The sequence below is a fragment of the Enterococcus sp. 12C11_DIV0727 genome, from assembly GCF_002148425.2.
GTDB classification, from domain to species: domain Bacteria; phylum Bacillota; class Bacilli; order Lactobacillales; family Enterococcaceae; genus Enterococcus_L; species Enterococcus_L lemimoniae.
The window spans coordinates 2,031,209-2,046,431 of the sequence record NZ_CP147248.1; the positions used below are offsets into that span (position 1 = coordinate 2,031,209).

Consider the following 15,223-nt stretch of genomic DNA (forward strand, 5'->3'; position numbering starts at 1 on the left):
TTATCCCTTCCCTTCTTGCGTTACTACGTCTATGCCAACAACTAATTCAAATGCACGAAGCATCAATTCATTACCTTCGTATCCCTCTTCACGGATTTTTTCTGTCATCTTCATCATCTTGTGGTATTCCGTCGGGTATACTTTGACGAAATTCAGCATTTGATTTTCCCAATCATCCAATAGCATTTTTGCTTTTATTGAATCTGTGTAGCGATAGTGTTTTTCAATAAGTTCTTTTAAGTCCTCATCATGCCCACTTTCACCAATAGAAAATAGCTCAACCATTTCAGTGTTGCATTTTTCTGCAAGTTCCTGTGTTGGATCATAAACATAGGCAACACCACCTGACATTCCTGCACCAAAGTTACGACCTGTTTTTCCTAAGATAACTGCGATACCACCTGTCATATATTCGCAGCCATGATCACCAATGCCTTCAACTACTACATTTGCCCCACTATTTCTGACACAAAAACGCTCACCAGCCATTCCCCGAAAGAATGCTTCTCCACGATTGGCACCAAAACAAGCGACATTTCCGACAATTGGTGATTTTTCACTGTCATAAGCAGCATCTTCTGGTGGAACGATAATAATACGTCCTCCACTTAATCCTTTTGCAACATAATCATTTGCTTCTCCAATTAATCGCAACGACATTCCTTGCGTAATAAACGCACCAAAACTCTGTCCGGCAATCCCTGTATACGTATAATTCAATAACCCAGGTGTGACACTATAATTCCCAAACCGTTCCGCAATCCACCCTCCCATTCGGGCACCAACTGAGCGTTGCACATTATTAATAGTTTTACTTACTTTAATTTTTTGATTCGCTTCAATAGAAGCTTGTGCATAATCATCTAGTAATTGCCATTGCCGTTTTTCTGAAAATGGGTCGGTGACTTTTCTTTCAATTCCTAACGATTTTCCAATCATACGAGAGAAATCTAATGATTTTGCTTTACCTTTTGCAGTAAAACGTGGACGTAAACATTCTCCGTGCCCAATCATTTCTTCAACGGTTTTAAATCCGAGTTCAGCCATCACTTCACGTAAATCTTCCGCTAAGAACATCATAGTATTAATCACGTATTCTGGTTTGCCAGCAAAAAATTTCCGTAGTTCTGGTTTTTGTGTTGCTACACCGACAGGACACGTATTTAAACTACAAACACGCATCATGACACAGCCTACTGCAACAAGAGCTAAAGAGGCAAAACTAAATTCCTCAGCTCCTAGTAACGTCGCAACAGCAATATCTCTACCCGTCATTAATTTCCCATCCGTTTCAAGACTCATACGCTGTCTAAGACCATTCATCATTAGTGTTTGGTGCGCTTCAGCAATTCCCATCTCCCATGGCAGTCCAGCATCTCTAACAGAGTTTCGTGGTGATGCTCCTGTCCCGCCATCATAACCAGAAACAACTACCACATCTGCCCCAGCTTTTACGACGCCTGTAGCGATTGTGCCAACCCCAGTACTAGAAACTAACTTTACATTGATGCGGGCATATGGATTGATTGTTTTTAAGTCATAAATCAATTGCGCCAAATCCTCGATGGAATAAATATCGTGATGCGGCGGCGGTGAAATCAATTGAACGCCTGGAGTTGAGCCACGAATTTCCGCAACCCAGGGGAATGCTTTATTTGCTGGTAATTGGCCCCCTTCTCCTGGTTTTGCACCTTGTGCCATCTTAATTTGAATTTCTTCTGCACTCATTAAATATTCAGCGTTGACACCAAACCTTCCAGAAGCTACTTGTTTGATTTTACTATTTAAATTGCGTCCATCCGCCAGTGGTTTAAACCGACGCCGATCTTCGCCCCCTTCTCCAGAATTGGACTTCGCGCCAATCCGGTTCATACCTTCTGCGATGCAAGTATGTGCCTCTTCACTTAGAGAGCCAAAAGACATGGCACCTACTTTAAATCGCTTTACAATTTCTTCTGCAGGCTCAACCTCATTAATAGAAATTGCTTCATTCACCTGATTGAAAGACCACATCGCACGCAACGTGGTAGGTGTGGTTACCATATCCGCATTTATCTGATTCGCATATTCTTTGTAAAGCTGATAATCTCCTGAGCGAACGGCACGTTGGAAATTATAAATCGTTTCGGGATTAAATAAATGGTGTTCACCATCTGCTTTATATTGGTAACTACCACCAGATTTTAGATAATCTTTTGCCTCGGCTCCGAAAGCTTCCTCATATCGCTGAGCATATTCTTGCTCGATTTGTACCAATGAAAGCCCACCGATACGTGTTGCTGTTCCAGTGAAATATTTTTCGACAACGGAAGAAGAAATACCTACTGCTTCGAATAGCTGTGCACCTTGATATCCAGCAATTGTCGAAATCCCCATCCGCGACATCACCTTTATCAATCCTTTTTCACATGCTTTGCGATAGGTTTCAAGCTGTTTTTTTCGATCAAAATGACGTAAAGTAGCATAGGCTCCATAAGGATGGATTGCACTTGCTCCGTAGCCGATTAACATTGCAAAATGATGCACTTCGCACGCTTCCGCAGTATCAACAACAAGAGACACTGCCGCTCCCTTGCCTTGTTTTACCAGATAATTATGTAACCCAGACACTGCTAATAAGATAGGAATCGGACGCTGTTGCTTGCCCGCTCCTCGATCTGACAAAATAAGAATGGTTGCCCCCTGGTTCACTTTTGTTTCGGCTTCGGAAAAGAAGGTCTCCATCGCACTTTGCAGACTATTTCTATCCTGACTTGTCGCATCATATAAGATAGATTGAACCATTGTTTTTCGATAGTCATCCGATAAGCTCTTTACTTTTTGATATTGTTCTGTACTCAAAATCGGACTATCAATTTTCAATTTACAACAATTCATTTTTTGATCTATACGAATATCTGCATCTTTTCCTAAGAACAATTCCGTTCCGATCACCATTTTTTCACGAATTGCATCAATCGGCGGATTAGTAACTTGTGCAAACTGCTGTTTAAAATACGTAAATAATGACTGCGGTTTATCGCTTAAAATCGCTAATGGCGAATCAAAGCCCATGGATACAACTGGTTCTTCGCCTTTTTCTGCCATTGGCAGCAACAAGGTGCGAATAACTTCATCTGTGTAGCCAAATAATTTCCACATTGCTAATAATTCATCTTCCGAATAGAGTGATTCCTCTTCTTCTTTTTCTAACTGATCAACAGAAATAAGCTGTTGTTCCAACCATTCTTTATATGGATGTTGCTTAGCATAATATGTTTTGATTTCTTCGTTTTTTATAATATTTCCTGTTGTCGTATCCACAATAAACATCTCTGCTGGACCCAAAACACCTTTTTCAATCACTGTTGCAACAGGCAAGTCAACAACACCAGATTCAGAAGCTACCACTACTATCCCATCTGAGGTAATTGAATATCTTGATGGACGTAGCCCATTTCTATCCAAAGCAGCCCCTACAAACTTGCCATCGGTGAAGCAAAGTGCTGCTGGACCATCCCAAGGAGCCATAAAGCTAGCGTTGTACTCGTTAAACGCTGTTAATTCTTCTGAAAGTTTTGCTTCTTTAGACCAAGCCTCTGGCACCATCATCATTAAGGCATGCGGAATGTCCCGTCCATTTCTATAAAGATACTCTAAGCAGTTTTCTAGCTTAGCAGAATCCGAATTTTCTTCATCATACACTTCAATCTGATGGCTATGCATCCAATTTTCAGCCCCGCGTAACGTATTGATTTCACCATTGTGCGCCAAAAAGCGGAAAGGCTGGGCGCGGCTCCAGCTAGGAAAAGTGTTTGTAGAAAAACGTGAATGCGTCAAAACAATACTCGTCTGCATATCAGGATCTTGTAAGTCTTTAAAAAACAGTCCTACTTGATACGCATGCAACATACCTTTGTAAACGATGGTTTGACTTGATAGGCTACAAATAGTCATTTCTTCAGATGAATAATTTTTTTCTAACGCTCGACGCAAACGATATAGCTGATCTTCGAATACTCGTTCTGACAAGATACCTCTTGGCTTTTCAATGAACAATTGCACAAAACTTGGCATTACTTTTTGAGCACCACGCCCACATTGATGAAAAGCATATGGTACTTCTCTAGCCCAAAGAGTATTGAACCCTGATTCAGAAATATCAGCAATAATCGACTGTTGCAATAATTCCCGTTTGTCTTTTTCTTTTGGCAAAAAAAACATACCTACAGCGTACTGTCCCTTTTCTGGTAATGAAATTTCATTTTTTTGGGCTTCTTTTGCAAAAAAACCGGCTGGCATTGCCATCAATAACCCCGCACCGTCACCTGTATTGGGTTCTGCACCAGTTCCTCCGCGGTGGTTCATCCGCTTTAACATCGTTAACGCATATTCGACTAATTTTCTTGATGCTTGTCCGTCTTTTTGGGCGATAAAGCCCATGCCACAAGCGTCTTTTTCAAATGATGAATCATACATCGTTTGTTGGTTACTTATCATCTTCATATAAAACCCTCTTTTTCTGAATAATCTGAAAATTAAACTTTTGACATAATAATTTAACCTAAATTTTATATTTCGGATTATAGCATATAAATTGCAAATATAAAATTACAAATATAAAGATCTATCATGATTGTGGATACATTTCTGGTATCAAAAAATTGAAAATGATCTAGCAAAAATGCCCACATCCAAAAGCTACAAACAAATCATTCTATTGATGTAGCGAGAGTATGAAGCTAACCAAACTATTTTATCTAACATAAAATTAAAAATAAGCATTCTCCTAAAATTTTTATCCATTTTATTTCAATTTTTCTATGTGAACGTTCTCGTTTTCAGTAAAGTTCACATGCGCGTACTTATCTAGCACATTAATCACGGCATGATTTTTACTTATTTTTAATTGAGTGCTATTGGCTTTTTTTAACTCTATACGGAAGAGGTTTACTATCTTGGGTATTTTGAACTATTTTTAGCATACAAGTTATTCTCATAAGCAGTGACCCGCGACCAACTACTTTAGATTCCTATGACGTCATAATTACATCATTGTATGCTTTAACCATCAATTGCATTACTAGTTAACAAGATCGACTATTGCCAAATTCTTCAATAAAAAAATTTACAAAAAGACACTTTGATTACTACCAAAGTGTCCTTTTTACCATTTAAAGTTATTCATTCAACCGATTGTCATTCGGATATGCCATTATTTTCCAAGAAATTTATGCACTCCAAACCAAGAACAATCAAACTCCCTCTTTTTAATTGATTATATTAGACTAAATTTACAACACTAACTGCTACCAATTTACTCACATCTATCCTTTATATTTAGTATTTATATATTTTTTTAGTATGTGTTATCTAGACTCCACGTTACCGCACCTTTAAATTTTTTACCTTCAGCACCAGTGCTTGACGTAACGACTAATTTAGTATCTGTTAATTTTGTAGCAAAACCATCTTTCATAGCATCTGTTTTGGTTTTTCCTAAAATTTCTACCGCTGATGTGCTACCCGCTTCTAACGCAACATTTTTGCCAACTACAATATTGTTCGGCTCAGCAAGAGTACTAAGATTCCCCTCAATCGGATTTGGTAAAAAGTCGTTTGTATCTGGATCCACTTCACCAATGTCGTAGGCTTGTGGCGCAGTTAACCCAAATGTTAAGTTAGCTGGTAAATTTGTTGCTGCAGCATCTGTAGAAACAAGATTTGATAACGTTGCTGTCACTTTCCATCCTGATGTTGTTACAACTCCCTGATCATCTTCTTCACCTTTTCGGTCATCATTCACGACAATATACTGATCACCCTGTATCGTATTGCTGTATGTAGCAGAATTGCCTACAGCTTTTTGTTTTCCAAAATCGAACTTAGAAGGTGTCCACACCAAAGCTAAATTATCTTTGTATGGACCAGGCCCTGGTTTCACAGGACCGTCTGTATCAAATTGAATTCCTAAATCAGATGTGTCTTTATCAACCTCAGCAGCATTAGCTGGAAGTGCTGCAAACCCTAAAACAGTTGCAGATACGAGTGTTAAAGCAAGTAATTTTTTCAAAATTTATCACCTTTCTTATTGGTGAATAAATTGATAGCAGTTACTATTGTAAATTCAGTCTTCTATTAGCCAAGTAGTTGGATTTGATCTCTCAACAAGATAAATAGATAGATGACTAAACTAATACTAATAAAAGTAATGGCTAAAAATGATCCATTTAACCACAAACTCCTTTTCCTTTTTTTCAGGCATTTCACTAAAAAAACATCCTTTGAAAAAGTCACTAAAAATATTAGCAGCGTTAATATGCTTGTCCCTCCCAAAATATATATCCATAAAAAATTCATATGTTCGATTCCCCTTTTGATAAATCATAAATTCGTTTCATACTGTGGATACCCATAAACAGGATCAATCCAAATATGCCTAATAATAAGATAATAAAAGATTGAACTAATTCACCTGTAGAAGGCAATACACCTCTGTTAGATACTACCTTCAATTCTGGTACATATGTGGCTGGTAATTTTCCTTTATCCGTTATTTGTGCTTCTTCAAACGAAATCGCGGCGTCAGTTCGACTTAATTCTTCTGCATTCATTTGATAAGGAGTAACTAGCCACAGTATGAACAATAGCCCTATACAACATCCAATGATTTTTCTCATTTTACTCACCTCTGAAGTTTAAACTTTATTCAGCTGTTCATTTTTTCTTCTTTGCTTTCTTTTTTTCTTTTTCTTTTTATTTGTTAACTGTAATTTTTCCCATGCATTTTCCCACTTCTGTCTTCTCATTATCAACCAAGTACTATTGATTCCTGTTAGCACCAGTAGCATGATTGCTAAGACTTTTATCCACTGGGGAGTTACAATACTAAAAGCACTCTCTTCATTAATTGATTTTGCTTGTTCACCGGTGATTGTAAAATCCTTAGTCAAACGCCATTCTTGATAATCATTGTGCATAGTTAGGGTAATCACATAGTCACCTGAAGGGAGGGAATTAGTTCCCCAATCTAATTCAAAATCCACATGACTGTTTGGTGCTAATGAATAATTAGTAACGTCTTTTTTCTTTACGACTGTATTACTACCTTTTTTAGTCATTTCAGCATAGATGGTTAACCCTTCAATTGTTTTTGGTTCTGGATTTTGTATCCTTGCTAAAACCATTTTTTTTCCTCGTTTGATCGACGCCTTTGCATCAATGAGATTCAGGGTCTTACCATTATTGAATTCATCTCCTGATTCTGAAATGATCAGCCCAATGCGATAAGAAAAGTTCGTTGCTACACCATTTTGTTGTTTTTCAGCTTGGTCTAACGCAAAGACAAGGGCACCCATTTTTATACCTTCATACCCTTTTTCCGGTGGTGTGATGGTGATTTTAACTGTTTTTTCTTCAAAATTCCCAATAGTAATCTCTGGTGTCTTTACATGGACCATTTCAGTAATCGGCATGCTCAAACTGCTGTCTTGATCAGATAAGTCTTCTGTATAATCTATAGTCCCTTTATTCCCCGTGATCGCATTTTGACTATAAATTTTGATTTTTACGTTTTCCTTTTTAGTACTTTTAATACGAACTTCAATCTCTTGCGGTTCATTCGGACGCGTTTGTAAGTAAAAAAAGCTTTGTTTTGGATCGATTTGCGTTTTAGGTTGAACCATAGACACTGTATATCCTAAGTTGTCTTTTGCATCTGTAGCTAACACTGGAATCGAATGACCAATACTCACTACAATAAATAAAAGCAAAACATAAAACAGATTCTTTCTTTTCATTCTGATAATTCTCCTAGCTAAATTGATTTCTTTTTTGTAGTTTCACCAAGATTCTAACCTTATAACTTTCCAACTCTTCCTCCGTAATGACCGCTTCTAATTGTGTTAGTTTTTGTTGATAATAGGGCATCCAATAGTCTAAAAAGCTTTTTGCTTGTTGTTCTGCTTCTTCTTTTGTTTTAAATGGACCCAATACCTTTATCGGTTCATCTTTGACCCCAATCACTATTACGTTTGCTTCTGGTTTAAATAGGATATAGATAACAAATAAAAGAGTTCCTACAATTAAAAGATCTACTAAAAAGAATGGCCACAGTCGTGTTAACAATGGTGCTAGTGCCACCATTGACACAATTATTATCATGATTAATTCAACATTTGTTACGTTAAGATTCATTCTATTTGTTCGAGTGTCCCATAAAATTATCACAATACTTACTAGCAACAACACATCATAAAGCAGTAGTAGTAATAACATTTCATTTACAGAATATGTCAGAATGAAAAGAAATTGAGCTAGCGCATCCGCTTGTTTGTCAATGTAAAAAGTAATTTCTTTATAGATGTAATCATAAACGCTTAAATAACCACTCCAAATCAATAGCAGGGTCAGTACTTTAATACTTCCTGAAAGTAGGCTCCGATTTCCTTTCGTTCTGTTTCCCATTGGCATCTCCATTCCTATTTTTACATGTATCATATTATTTATTCATTCGTACATAACATGTATCCCTTAGTACGAATGATCTCAATACTCAAATAATTTTGAACCTTTAACTTCTCTCGAATTAAATGAACCAAGTTGGCTAATCTGGCTTGATAATAAGAACCCGTTTTCCCAAATAAATGTTCTTCTAGTCTCTCGTAACTTACGACATTATTCATTTGTTCAAAAAGTAATGACGTCAACATAAATTCTCTCCTTGTTAATCTTATGATACTATCCTCATATACTAGTATCATTTTGTTAGCATCCAAAGAGAAGTTATATTGATTTTTTTTTATTTCTGCACAGTGTCTCTCTGTGGTACTTTGTTTATAATTCATAGTATTCCGTATCATGTATTTCATTGTCGAAAGCTGATGTGGCTGATCAATTATTGTGATAACAGAATGTTTACATAGTTCATAACAAATTTGAGCTATTTGTTCATTTGGTTTACTAAAAACAATCCAAATAAATAGTGGCATTTGATGCTCTAATTCAATCAACCATGACATCATTTCTAACTTTTCTTGATTGGCAACATAAATAACTATTCCATCTAGAGTGGAGAGTATCTCTTCCGTTTCAACAGATACAAGATCATATTCCTTCTCGTTTATGCAAATCGATTCTGTCATCCTCTTGTACATGTCGGGTTCTTCTCCAATCGGCAACAGACCGATTCTTTTTTTCATAATTTTCTCCTCGTACGTCTTTTGTTTTTCCATTTTGTGATGCAAAAAATCGATATAGCGCCAATAATGAGCCCCACTATTCCTATTAAAAGCGCCTGGTAAGGAAATCTATTTTCTTGCACAACTACAGTATTGACTTGCTTTGCTGCATCTGGACTAATGGCAAAATTTCTATGAAATGTCCACTGATTATCTTTTTTGTCTTCAATAGTCAAAACTAACTGATAGTTTCCTGCAACCAATTGTTCATCATCCCAATCAATAGAAAAATGATAGGTTGATACAGGTGCTAACTGTAAGCCTGAATAGGTTTTTTCGTTGATTTTCTTTCCCGTTTCCTCGTTTTTGATCTCAACGTGGTATGTTAAATGACCATACGCTTCTCGCACAGGGTTAATAAGATCAATCGCTACACTCGCTTTACCAAAAGCAATTGTCGGTTCAATTTTTTTTACACCAATTTTACGTTGTATTTTTTGGTCACTCTCTGTCAGACGTAGCCCTAAAAGATAACTATAGGTATTTGCAATTCCTACTTGATTCGTTTGTTTTTTTACTTTGCTAACCTTGATTCCTGCCAATAATTCACCTTTGTATGCTTCTTCTGGCATAGTCAAGGTAATTGGTACTTTTTCCGTTTGTCCTTTTGGAACAGTAATTTTTTTTTCATAGGTCGCAATATGATCTATTGTTAATTCTCTCTGTTTTTCTTCTGTCTCTTTTTTTTCAGAATAATCAATAAAACCTTGATCATTAGTGTATGCTGGATTAATTTCTATAGTATAGGTTTGGTCTTCTACTGATGTATTTGCCACTGCAACCTCAATCGTTTGCTTTTGCCCTGGTTTCATTTGCAAGTCAAAAAATGAGCTATCTGGATTTTTTTGATTTTCTGGCAAGATAGCATATATATGGTAGCCAATTTCTGTCTCATCTGCTTTAGCTGCATCTGCTTGTACAGCAGAATCCCAACCTGCTAACAGATAAAATGAGCATAATACTATCACTAAGAGATAACTGGCTTTCTTCATAGTGCTATCATCCTCACTTCGTTATTGTGCATTGGGTGTATTGTATAGCTTATAGCTGATTGTGCCTTTCAACGTATCGCCTGCAATCAATTCACGATTCAAATCATTAAATGTTATAGTTAAATCTGAAATCGTTGTTTTGATTACACCTGTGTTATTTTGTGCAGTTTTACTAGCCGCAGCTTGCGCAACAATCCCTGTTGCTCCCGTACCCACTAACTCAATTTGATTCATTTTAAAACTTGTTACTTCCATTTTCTCATTTGAACGAGCTAAAATTAAGTAGTTATCTACTACTTGGGCTTTAACAGACCACTCTCGATTGATACGATCATTGAATACATCCAGTGTTTCGTTTGCTTTGGCACTAGCGGTAACGGTTTGCCCTTGCAATTTTGTTTTAAATTGGTAATTTTTTGGTACTGTTTCTAATAAAAGATTTTTTTGATTGGGATCTGTAGGGTCTAAAGGATCTACTCCTGATCCATCATCATTATCAATCACAGTAATCATCGTGGGGGTCTCTTGCGTCTGATTTGTTATTTCTTGCGCACCCCCTATTTCAGCAATTCTCGTGCTGCTCAACAAACCCATTATAGTAAGTACATAAAGTGTACCTTTTTTTTTGTTCAATATTTATTCCACCTTTATTCACTTGTCGTTGTATTTACTTCGGTGTATAGACTTGATTTAATGTCCATTGAATAGCTCGGTCATTATTGTACGTACCGATTGCAAGATACTTTTTATTATTTAGTAAGACGCCTGCTGTGTTTTCCAGATGCAATTGATAATAGTAGGTATCCTTTAACGAGGCTTTTGTTGGGTCCATAATGTTCAGCGTATTACCTGATTGTTTATCTGGTATAGGCTGCCTTTCCCCTTCTTTTGTCTGCCATAAGAAGCTACTATCAGATAATACAGATGAATCTTTTGCAGTAGTCGAAATACTTACATACCAGTCATTCATCTGATTTTGTCGACTATCAGACACTGTCAAATCTATTGCATTTCCGGCATCTCTAGCTACGACACCTTTAGTTTCACCAATTTTCAGATTGGTCCAGCTTAAAATGGAAGGAACTTTTGTCAGTTGTAACACACCTGTGACCTTAATCGTTGCACTTAACTGGTTTACATTTGCCGCATTTGCTTCTTCATAAATCACGATATCTAATAAATTTTCCCCATAGGTCAACGCTCCTTTAGGAATCAATAGTTCTTTACTTTTTTGCGTCGTAGTATTGCTATCATTGAGTATGGTATCATCAAGCACTAGTTCTCCATTTTTAAGAACTTTATAGTTGATTGTTGAAGCGGCCGTTCCTCCACTATAATAAAACGTTAGTGGGTAACCGGTCTCTTTAAGTGCCCCTTGATCAATTTCTTTTGTGATTGTTGTAGTTAGTGAATCACTTGTCCAAGACACATTGAATGGGTCTGAAACATATTTTAGTAAGAAATGCACAGGCATAGAAGAAAGAAAGTCTTGATTTCCTGTAGAAGTATTTGTTAAATACAAACTAGAACTAAAAGTCGCTATTTCATCTGCTTTCAATGTAAGGTTGCTTTTCGCACTAAATGCTAGCTCAACAGCATCTCCTTTTTTTATAGTTCCAGGAATTGTTATATAAAATTTATTAGTAGTCGTATCAATTGATGGAGTATAGGACCCAACCACCTGTCCGTTGATTTTCCCCTGAACAGTACCAATACTAGTTAAATCAAACTGTGCTGCACTTAACCCTACTTGATAGATATTAGTTGTACTTGTATAGGCCAAATCTTGAATAGTCGCAGTCGTTTTAAATGATACTTGCTCGCCTTTTGTTGCGTAAACACTTGTATTCCCACCATTGTTTTCTAATGCTAGTTCTTCCCCTTTTTTATTGGTCACCTCATTCTTTAGATCGTAGGATAAAGGAACTGGTGCATCGGCAAACACCACTTTTACATTTCCGCTGCTTGCACCATTTGCTGCTGTAAATCCCCAATAAGCAGTTGTGTTTGTTGCAGATAGTTTCAATTCCGATGACAATAAATTCCAAGGGACTAAGACAGGGCTAGTAGAAATATCTGTGTTGGGATCTCTTAAAAAATAGGCAAATTCTTTCTTATCAAAATCAAAACTAAAATTAAATTCGTACCAAGTATTGTCTCTCACATTTTTCTTTAATGCGATATTTAGATCTGATAGCATTCGATGTTTAACTCTTGCTGTTCTTCCTACCATTCCTAAACCGCTAAACCAACCATCAACATCCGAAATATTTCCTAATACACTTTTATCAATTGCTTGATAGGTTAAGTCCAAGTTACCTGGAAATGTATACGCCATATGAGGAGCATCAAACTCATATCCATATTCAGAAATATCATACGCATTGGGATATCGTGCAATACCGTTAGTATATAGATCAAATTCTACCGAAAATGAATTTTTTATTGCCCCCGTATTAGGATAGTACGTATTAAACAAGCTTTTAGATGATCCATTTGATCCATATACGCCTAAATTCTGTCCATCACTCTTTTTATCTTGTGAGGTAGTCAATGCTTGTGTTTTTTTTGGATCATTGTGTATCGTAAAAGTGAATCCGTCTGACTGGATACTCCCAAAGTTGACAAACATGCGCCCTTTGAAAGACTTGGAAAAATCCAGCTTATTGTTTTCAAGCGACCACATAGCTACCCAGTTGTCCTTCCCACCAATCGTCACCTCACTATAAGGAAAACCATTATTTGAGCTAGTACTAGGTGGATAATTTTTAATAGTAAAACCTGTCCCACCGATAGGGTTATCAAAAAGTCCATTGATAGTAATTCCACCTTCTGGAATAGAACTTAGACCCTTCGTAGTATCAGATATCCTCTCACTAGTTGCGTCTGAGTTCCCTTCTATCTTTTCGTTATCATCAGCAGGTTGAAGCTTTTGCGTTTCCACACTAGACTCTTCTATCTCTTGATTTGCTGACTCATTTGCATATGTAGGTAGTGAAAAGAGAAAAAGACAAAAAAAAGAGAGTAAACACATAGGTTTATAATATTTCAATTTAAAAACTTCCATTCTTTTGTTTTTTTTGTATAATAGTATAATATGTCTATTTTTCATTTTAATGGGACATTTTTTTTTTTGATTTTTCGAAAAAAAATATCTTTCTCACAGACAGGAGTTTACAAATGAGCCAAACTTTAGAGACCTTACTTACCCTTTTATATGAACCAGAAATCAAGAAAAAACTCTCCATCATGAAAGCTTTAGAGCATAAAAATGACTGGATTACCTTAGAAGAATTGCATATAAGATTAGGATATACAACAACTACTATAAAAAAATACTTAATTCAATTTGAAAAAGAATCAAATAAAAATGATAATTTTTATTTAACATCAGATAAAAAAAGAGGGTATTTATTAGAAATAAAAAATAAATTTGAATTTGGACAATATTATCGTGATATTCTGTTCGTTATGTGGCCAGTTCAATTTTTGACGCAATTGATTTTACATAATAAAGTGCGTAAAGCTTTTTTTCCTGTTGAATTCTTTATTAGTGAATCAGCTTTAAAAAATAAAATCAAAGATTTAAAAAAAGCCTTAAGTTTTTTTTCAATCACACTAAAAATACGTAATGGTGTTTACTACTTAGATGGGAATGAAGCCAATATTCGTCGATTGTCAGAAGATTTTTTTTGGGAATTTTTCAAGGGTAGCTCTTGGCCCTTCAAAACAGTTGATGAACAAGCGATTTTAACAAAAACAGCTCAATTACTACAGAATGCAACACGACCCTTTTCTATGATTGATCAGCGAAAAATCCATTATGCATTGGCAATACAAGAGATACGAGTCAAGTGCGGACAACCCTTCAAAACAAACCCTTATATCGTCAGCTATTTCCCACTCCTAAACCCTTTCATAGCAAATATGCAGCAAAGTAAAAGTTTGTTTCCATCAGAAGCAGAATTCTATTATTTTTATTTTAAGCTAGCTACAAATTCAAAATACTATTCGTACTTTGACACTGATTTTAATACTATTATGTTGGAGACTGACAATTTAGATGCCTATGCACAGTTAAATATTCGAATTTTGACCTTTATTACAAAAAAACTTGGTCCCTTGTCTCAAGAACATACTTACAACATGTTCAATTATTTATTTTGTACTCATATGCACTTAGTTTTATTTAATAACAGCTATACCATAAATGATAAAGAATTGTCTTTCTTCAATAAAAAAAATATGGAACCTACTATCAATAAAATTATACATTTGATTGAAGAAGAGGTCCCATTAGATGAAGCTATCAAAAACTTTTTAATTTACCGATATGGCATAATGTTATCAACAATTTATCCACCTTCTGTTTTTTCAAAAAAAATCGTTATTAGTTTTTGTACAGATATTGATCCTTCTATAGAAACAAAATTATTGCGTATTTTAACTGACTATTTTTCCGATATCGTCAATATCGTTTTCTATTCTGGAGTAAACAATGTAACAGAGCCTATAGACCTTATCATACATACTGCTTTGGATCCACAAATTTTTTCTTATAAAAATGTAAAAGCAACACGCTACGTTGATACACGTTTTCTTTACAATCGAAATGTATCTCCTCTAATTGACTTAATCAATCAGTTTTTAGGTGATGAAATTTTTGATCTTCATTCAGAAATTAGCAAAAAAGATTAAAGCTAACCTATATTTAGGTTATCCTAGAGGTATTTTTTAGCACTATTAAAATCATATATACTTCTATTCAGCATAAAATAGAGCTAATGTAATACTCGCAGTAACTACTGTTACACACTCCTATTCTTATAAAATTGTTTCTTCAACAATCCATCTCTACTTTTAACGTCTTAAACATACGTATTTGCTAAGAGAAACTCTCACTCTCAGAGATTTTTCAGATCGTAAACGGTCTCCTAAATTGAGATTCTATTTTTTTATCATTACTTGTATGAACTAACTTAGGCGTGGCTCTGACGTCTAAAAATAATTCAT

General features: G+C 35.8%; 10 protein-coding genes. 1 reads left to right on the forward strand and 9 read right to left on the reverse strand.

Features of this window, described 5'->3' with window-relative positions; all coding sequences use genetic code 11:
• The 9 genes from gltB to A5866_RS09790 form a co-directional block, all read right to left on the reverse strand.
• Positions 1-4,485: a glutamate synthase large subunit gene (gene gltB, locus A5866_RS09750; protein ID WP_086443659.1), complete on the reverse strand. Its 4,485-nt coding sequence runs from the start codon at positions 4,483-4,485 to the stop codon at positions 1-3.
• Positions 4,486-5,338: 853 nt separating this feature from the next.
• Positions 5,339-6,052 carry a WxL domain-containing protein gene (locus A5866_RS09755; protein WP_086278068.1) on the reverse strand — a complete coding sequence of 238 codons (714 nt, stop codon included), beginning with the start codon at positions 6,050-6,052 and terminating at the stop codon, positions 5,339-5,341.
• A gap of 283 nt (positions 6,053-6,335) precedes the next feature.
• Positions 6,336-6,659, reverse strand: coding sequence for a hypothetical protein (locus A5866_RS09760; RefSeq protein WP_086443657.1), 324 nt, complete (start codon positions 6,657-6,659; stop codon positions 6,336-6,338).
• Between the two features lie 18 nt (positions 6,660-6,677).
• The gene (locus tag A5866_RS09765; protein ID WP_086443656.1) at positions 6,678-7,778 is read right to left on the reverse strand and encodes a DUF916 and DUF3324 domain-containing protein; all 1,101 of its coding nucleotides are present in this window, start codon (positions 7,776-7,778) and stop codon (positions 6,678-6,680) included.
• A 13-nt stretch (positions 7,779-7,791) separates the two neighbouring features.
• Entirely contained in the window at positions 7,792-8,445 is a 654-nt protein-coding gene (locus tag A5866_RS09770) for a hypothetical protein (protein WP_086443655.1), read from the reverse strand.
• A 38-nt stretch (positions 8,446-8,483) separates the two neighbouring features.
• Positions 8,484-9,179: a helix-turn-helix domain-containing protein gene (locus A5866_RS09775; RefSeq protein WP_176332516.1), complete on the reverse strand. Its 696-nt coding sequence runs from the start codon at positions 9,177-9,179 to the stop codon at positions 8,484-8,486.
• Complete coding sequence (locus A5866_RS09780) at positions 9,176-10,210, reverse strand: DUF916 domain-containing protein (protein ID WP_086443653.1); 1,035 nt, start codon at positions 10,208-10,210, stop codon at positions 9,176-9,178. The genes A5866_RS09775 and A5866_RS09780 overlap by 4 nt, the downstream gene beginning before the upstream one ends.
• 21 nt (positions 10,211-10,231) lie before the next feature.
• Positions 10,232-10,843 carry a hypothetical protein gene (locus A5866_RS09785; RefSeq protein WP_086443652.1) on the reverse strand — a complete coding sequence of 204 codons (612 nt, stop codon included), beginning with the start codon at positions 10,841-10,843 and terminating at the stop codon, positions 10,232-10,234.
• 34 nt (positions 10,844-10,877) lie between these two features.
• Positions 10,878-13,154, reverse strand: a complete 2,277-nt coding sequence (locus A5866_RS09790) for a lectin-like domain-containing protein (RefSeq protein WP_086443651.1) — start codon at positions 13,152-13,154, stop codon at positions 10,878-10,880.
• A gap of 236 nt (positions 13,155-13,390) precedes the next feature.
• Between A5866_RS09790 and A5866_RS09795 the strand changes: the two genes are divergently transcribed.
• Positions 13,391-14,908: a helix-turn-helix domain-containing protein gene (locus A5866_RS09795; RefSeq protein ID WP_339099659.1), complete on the forward strand. Its 1,518-nt coding sequence runs from the start codon at positions 13,391-13,393 to the stop codon at positions 14,906-14,908.
• Positions 14,909-15,223: the final 315 nt, after the last annotated feature.

Excerpts from the sequence above, each read along its gene's own strand:
- A5866_RS09795 (WP_339099659.1), top strand. The coding sequence starts at position 13,391 with ATGAGCCAAACTTTAGAGACCTTACTTACCCTTTTATATGAACCAGAA.
- A5866_RS09765 (WP_086443656.1), bottom strand. The coding sequence starts at position 7,778 with ATGAAAAGAAAGAATCTGTTTTATGTTTTGCTTTTATTTATTGTAGTG.
- gltB (WP_086443659.1), bottom strand. The coding sequence starts at position 4,485 with ATGAAGATGATAAGTAACCAACAAACGATGTATGATTCATCATTTGAA.
- A5866_RS09760 (WP_086443657.1), bottom strand. The coding sequence starts at position 6,659 with ATGAGAAAAATCATTGGATGTTGTATAGGGCTATTGTTCATACTGTGG.
- A5866_RS09780 (WP_086443653.1), bottom strand. The coding sequence starts at position 10,210 with ATGAAGAAAGCCAGTTATCTCTTAGTGATAGTATTATGCTCATTTTAT.
- A5866_RS09775 (WP_176332516.1), bottom strand. The coding sequence starts at position 9,179 with ATGAAAAAAAGAATCGGTCTGTTGCCGATTGGAGAAGAACCCGACATG.
- A5866_RS09770 (WP_086443655.1), bottom strand. The coding sequence starts at position 8,445 with ATGGGAAACAGAACGAAAGGAAATCGGAGCCTACTTTCAGGAAGTATT.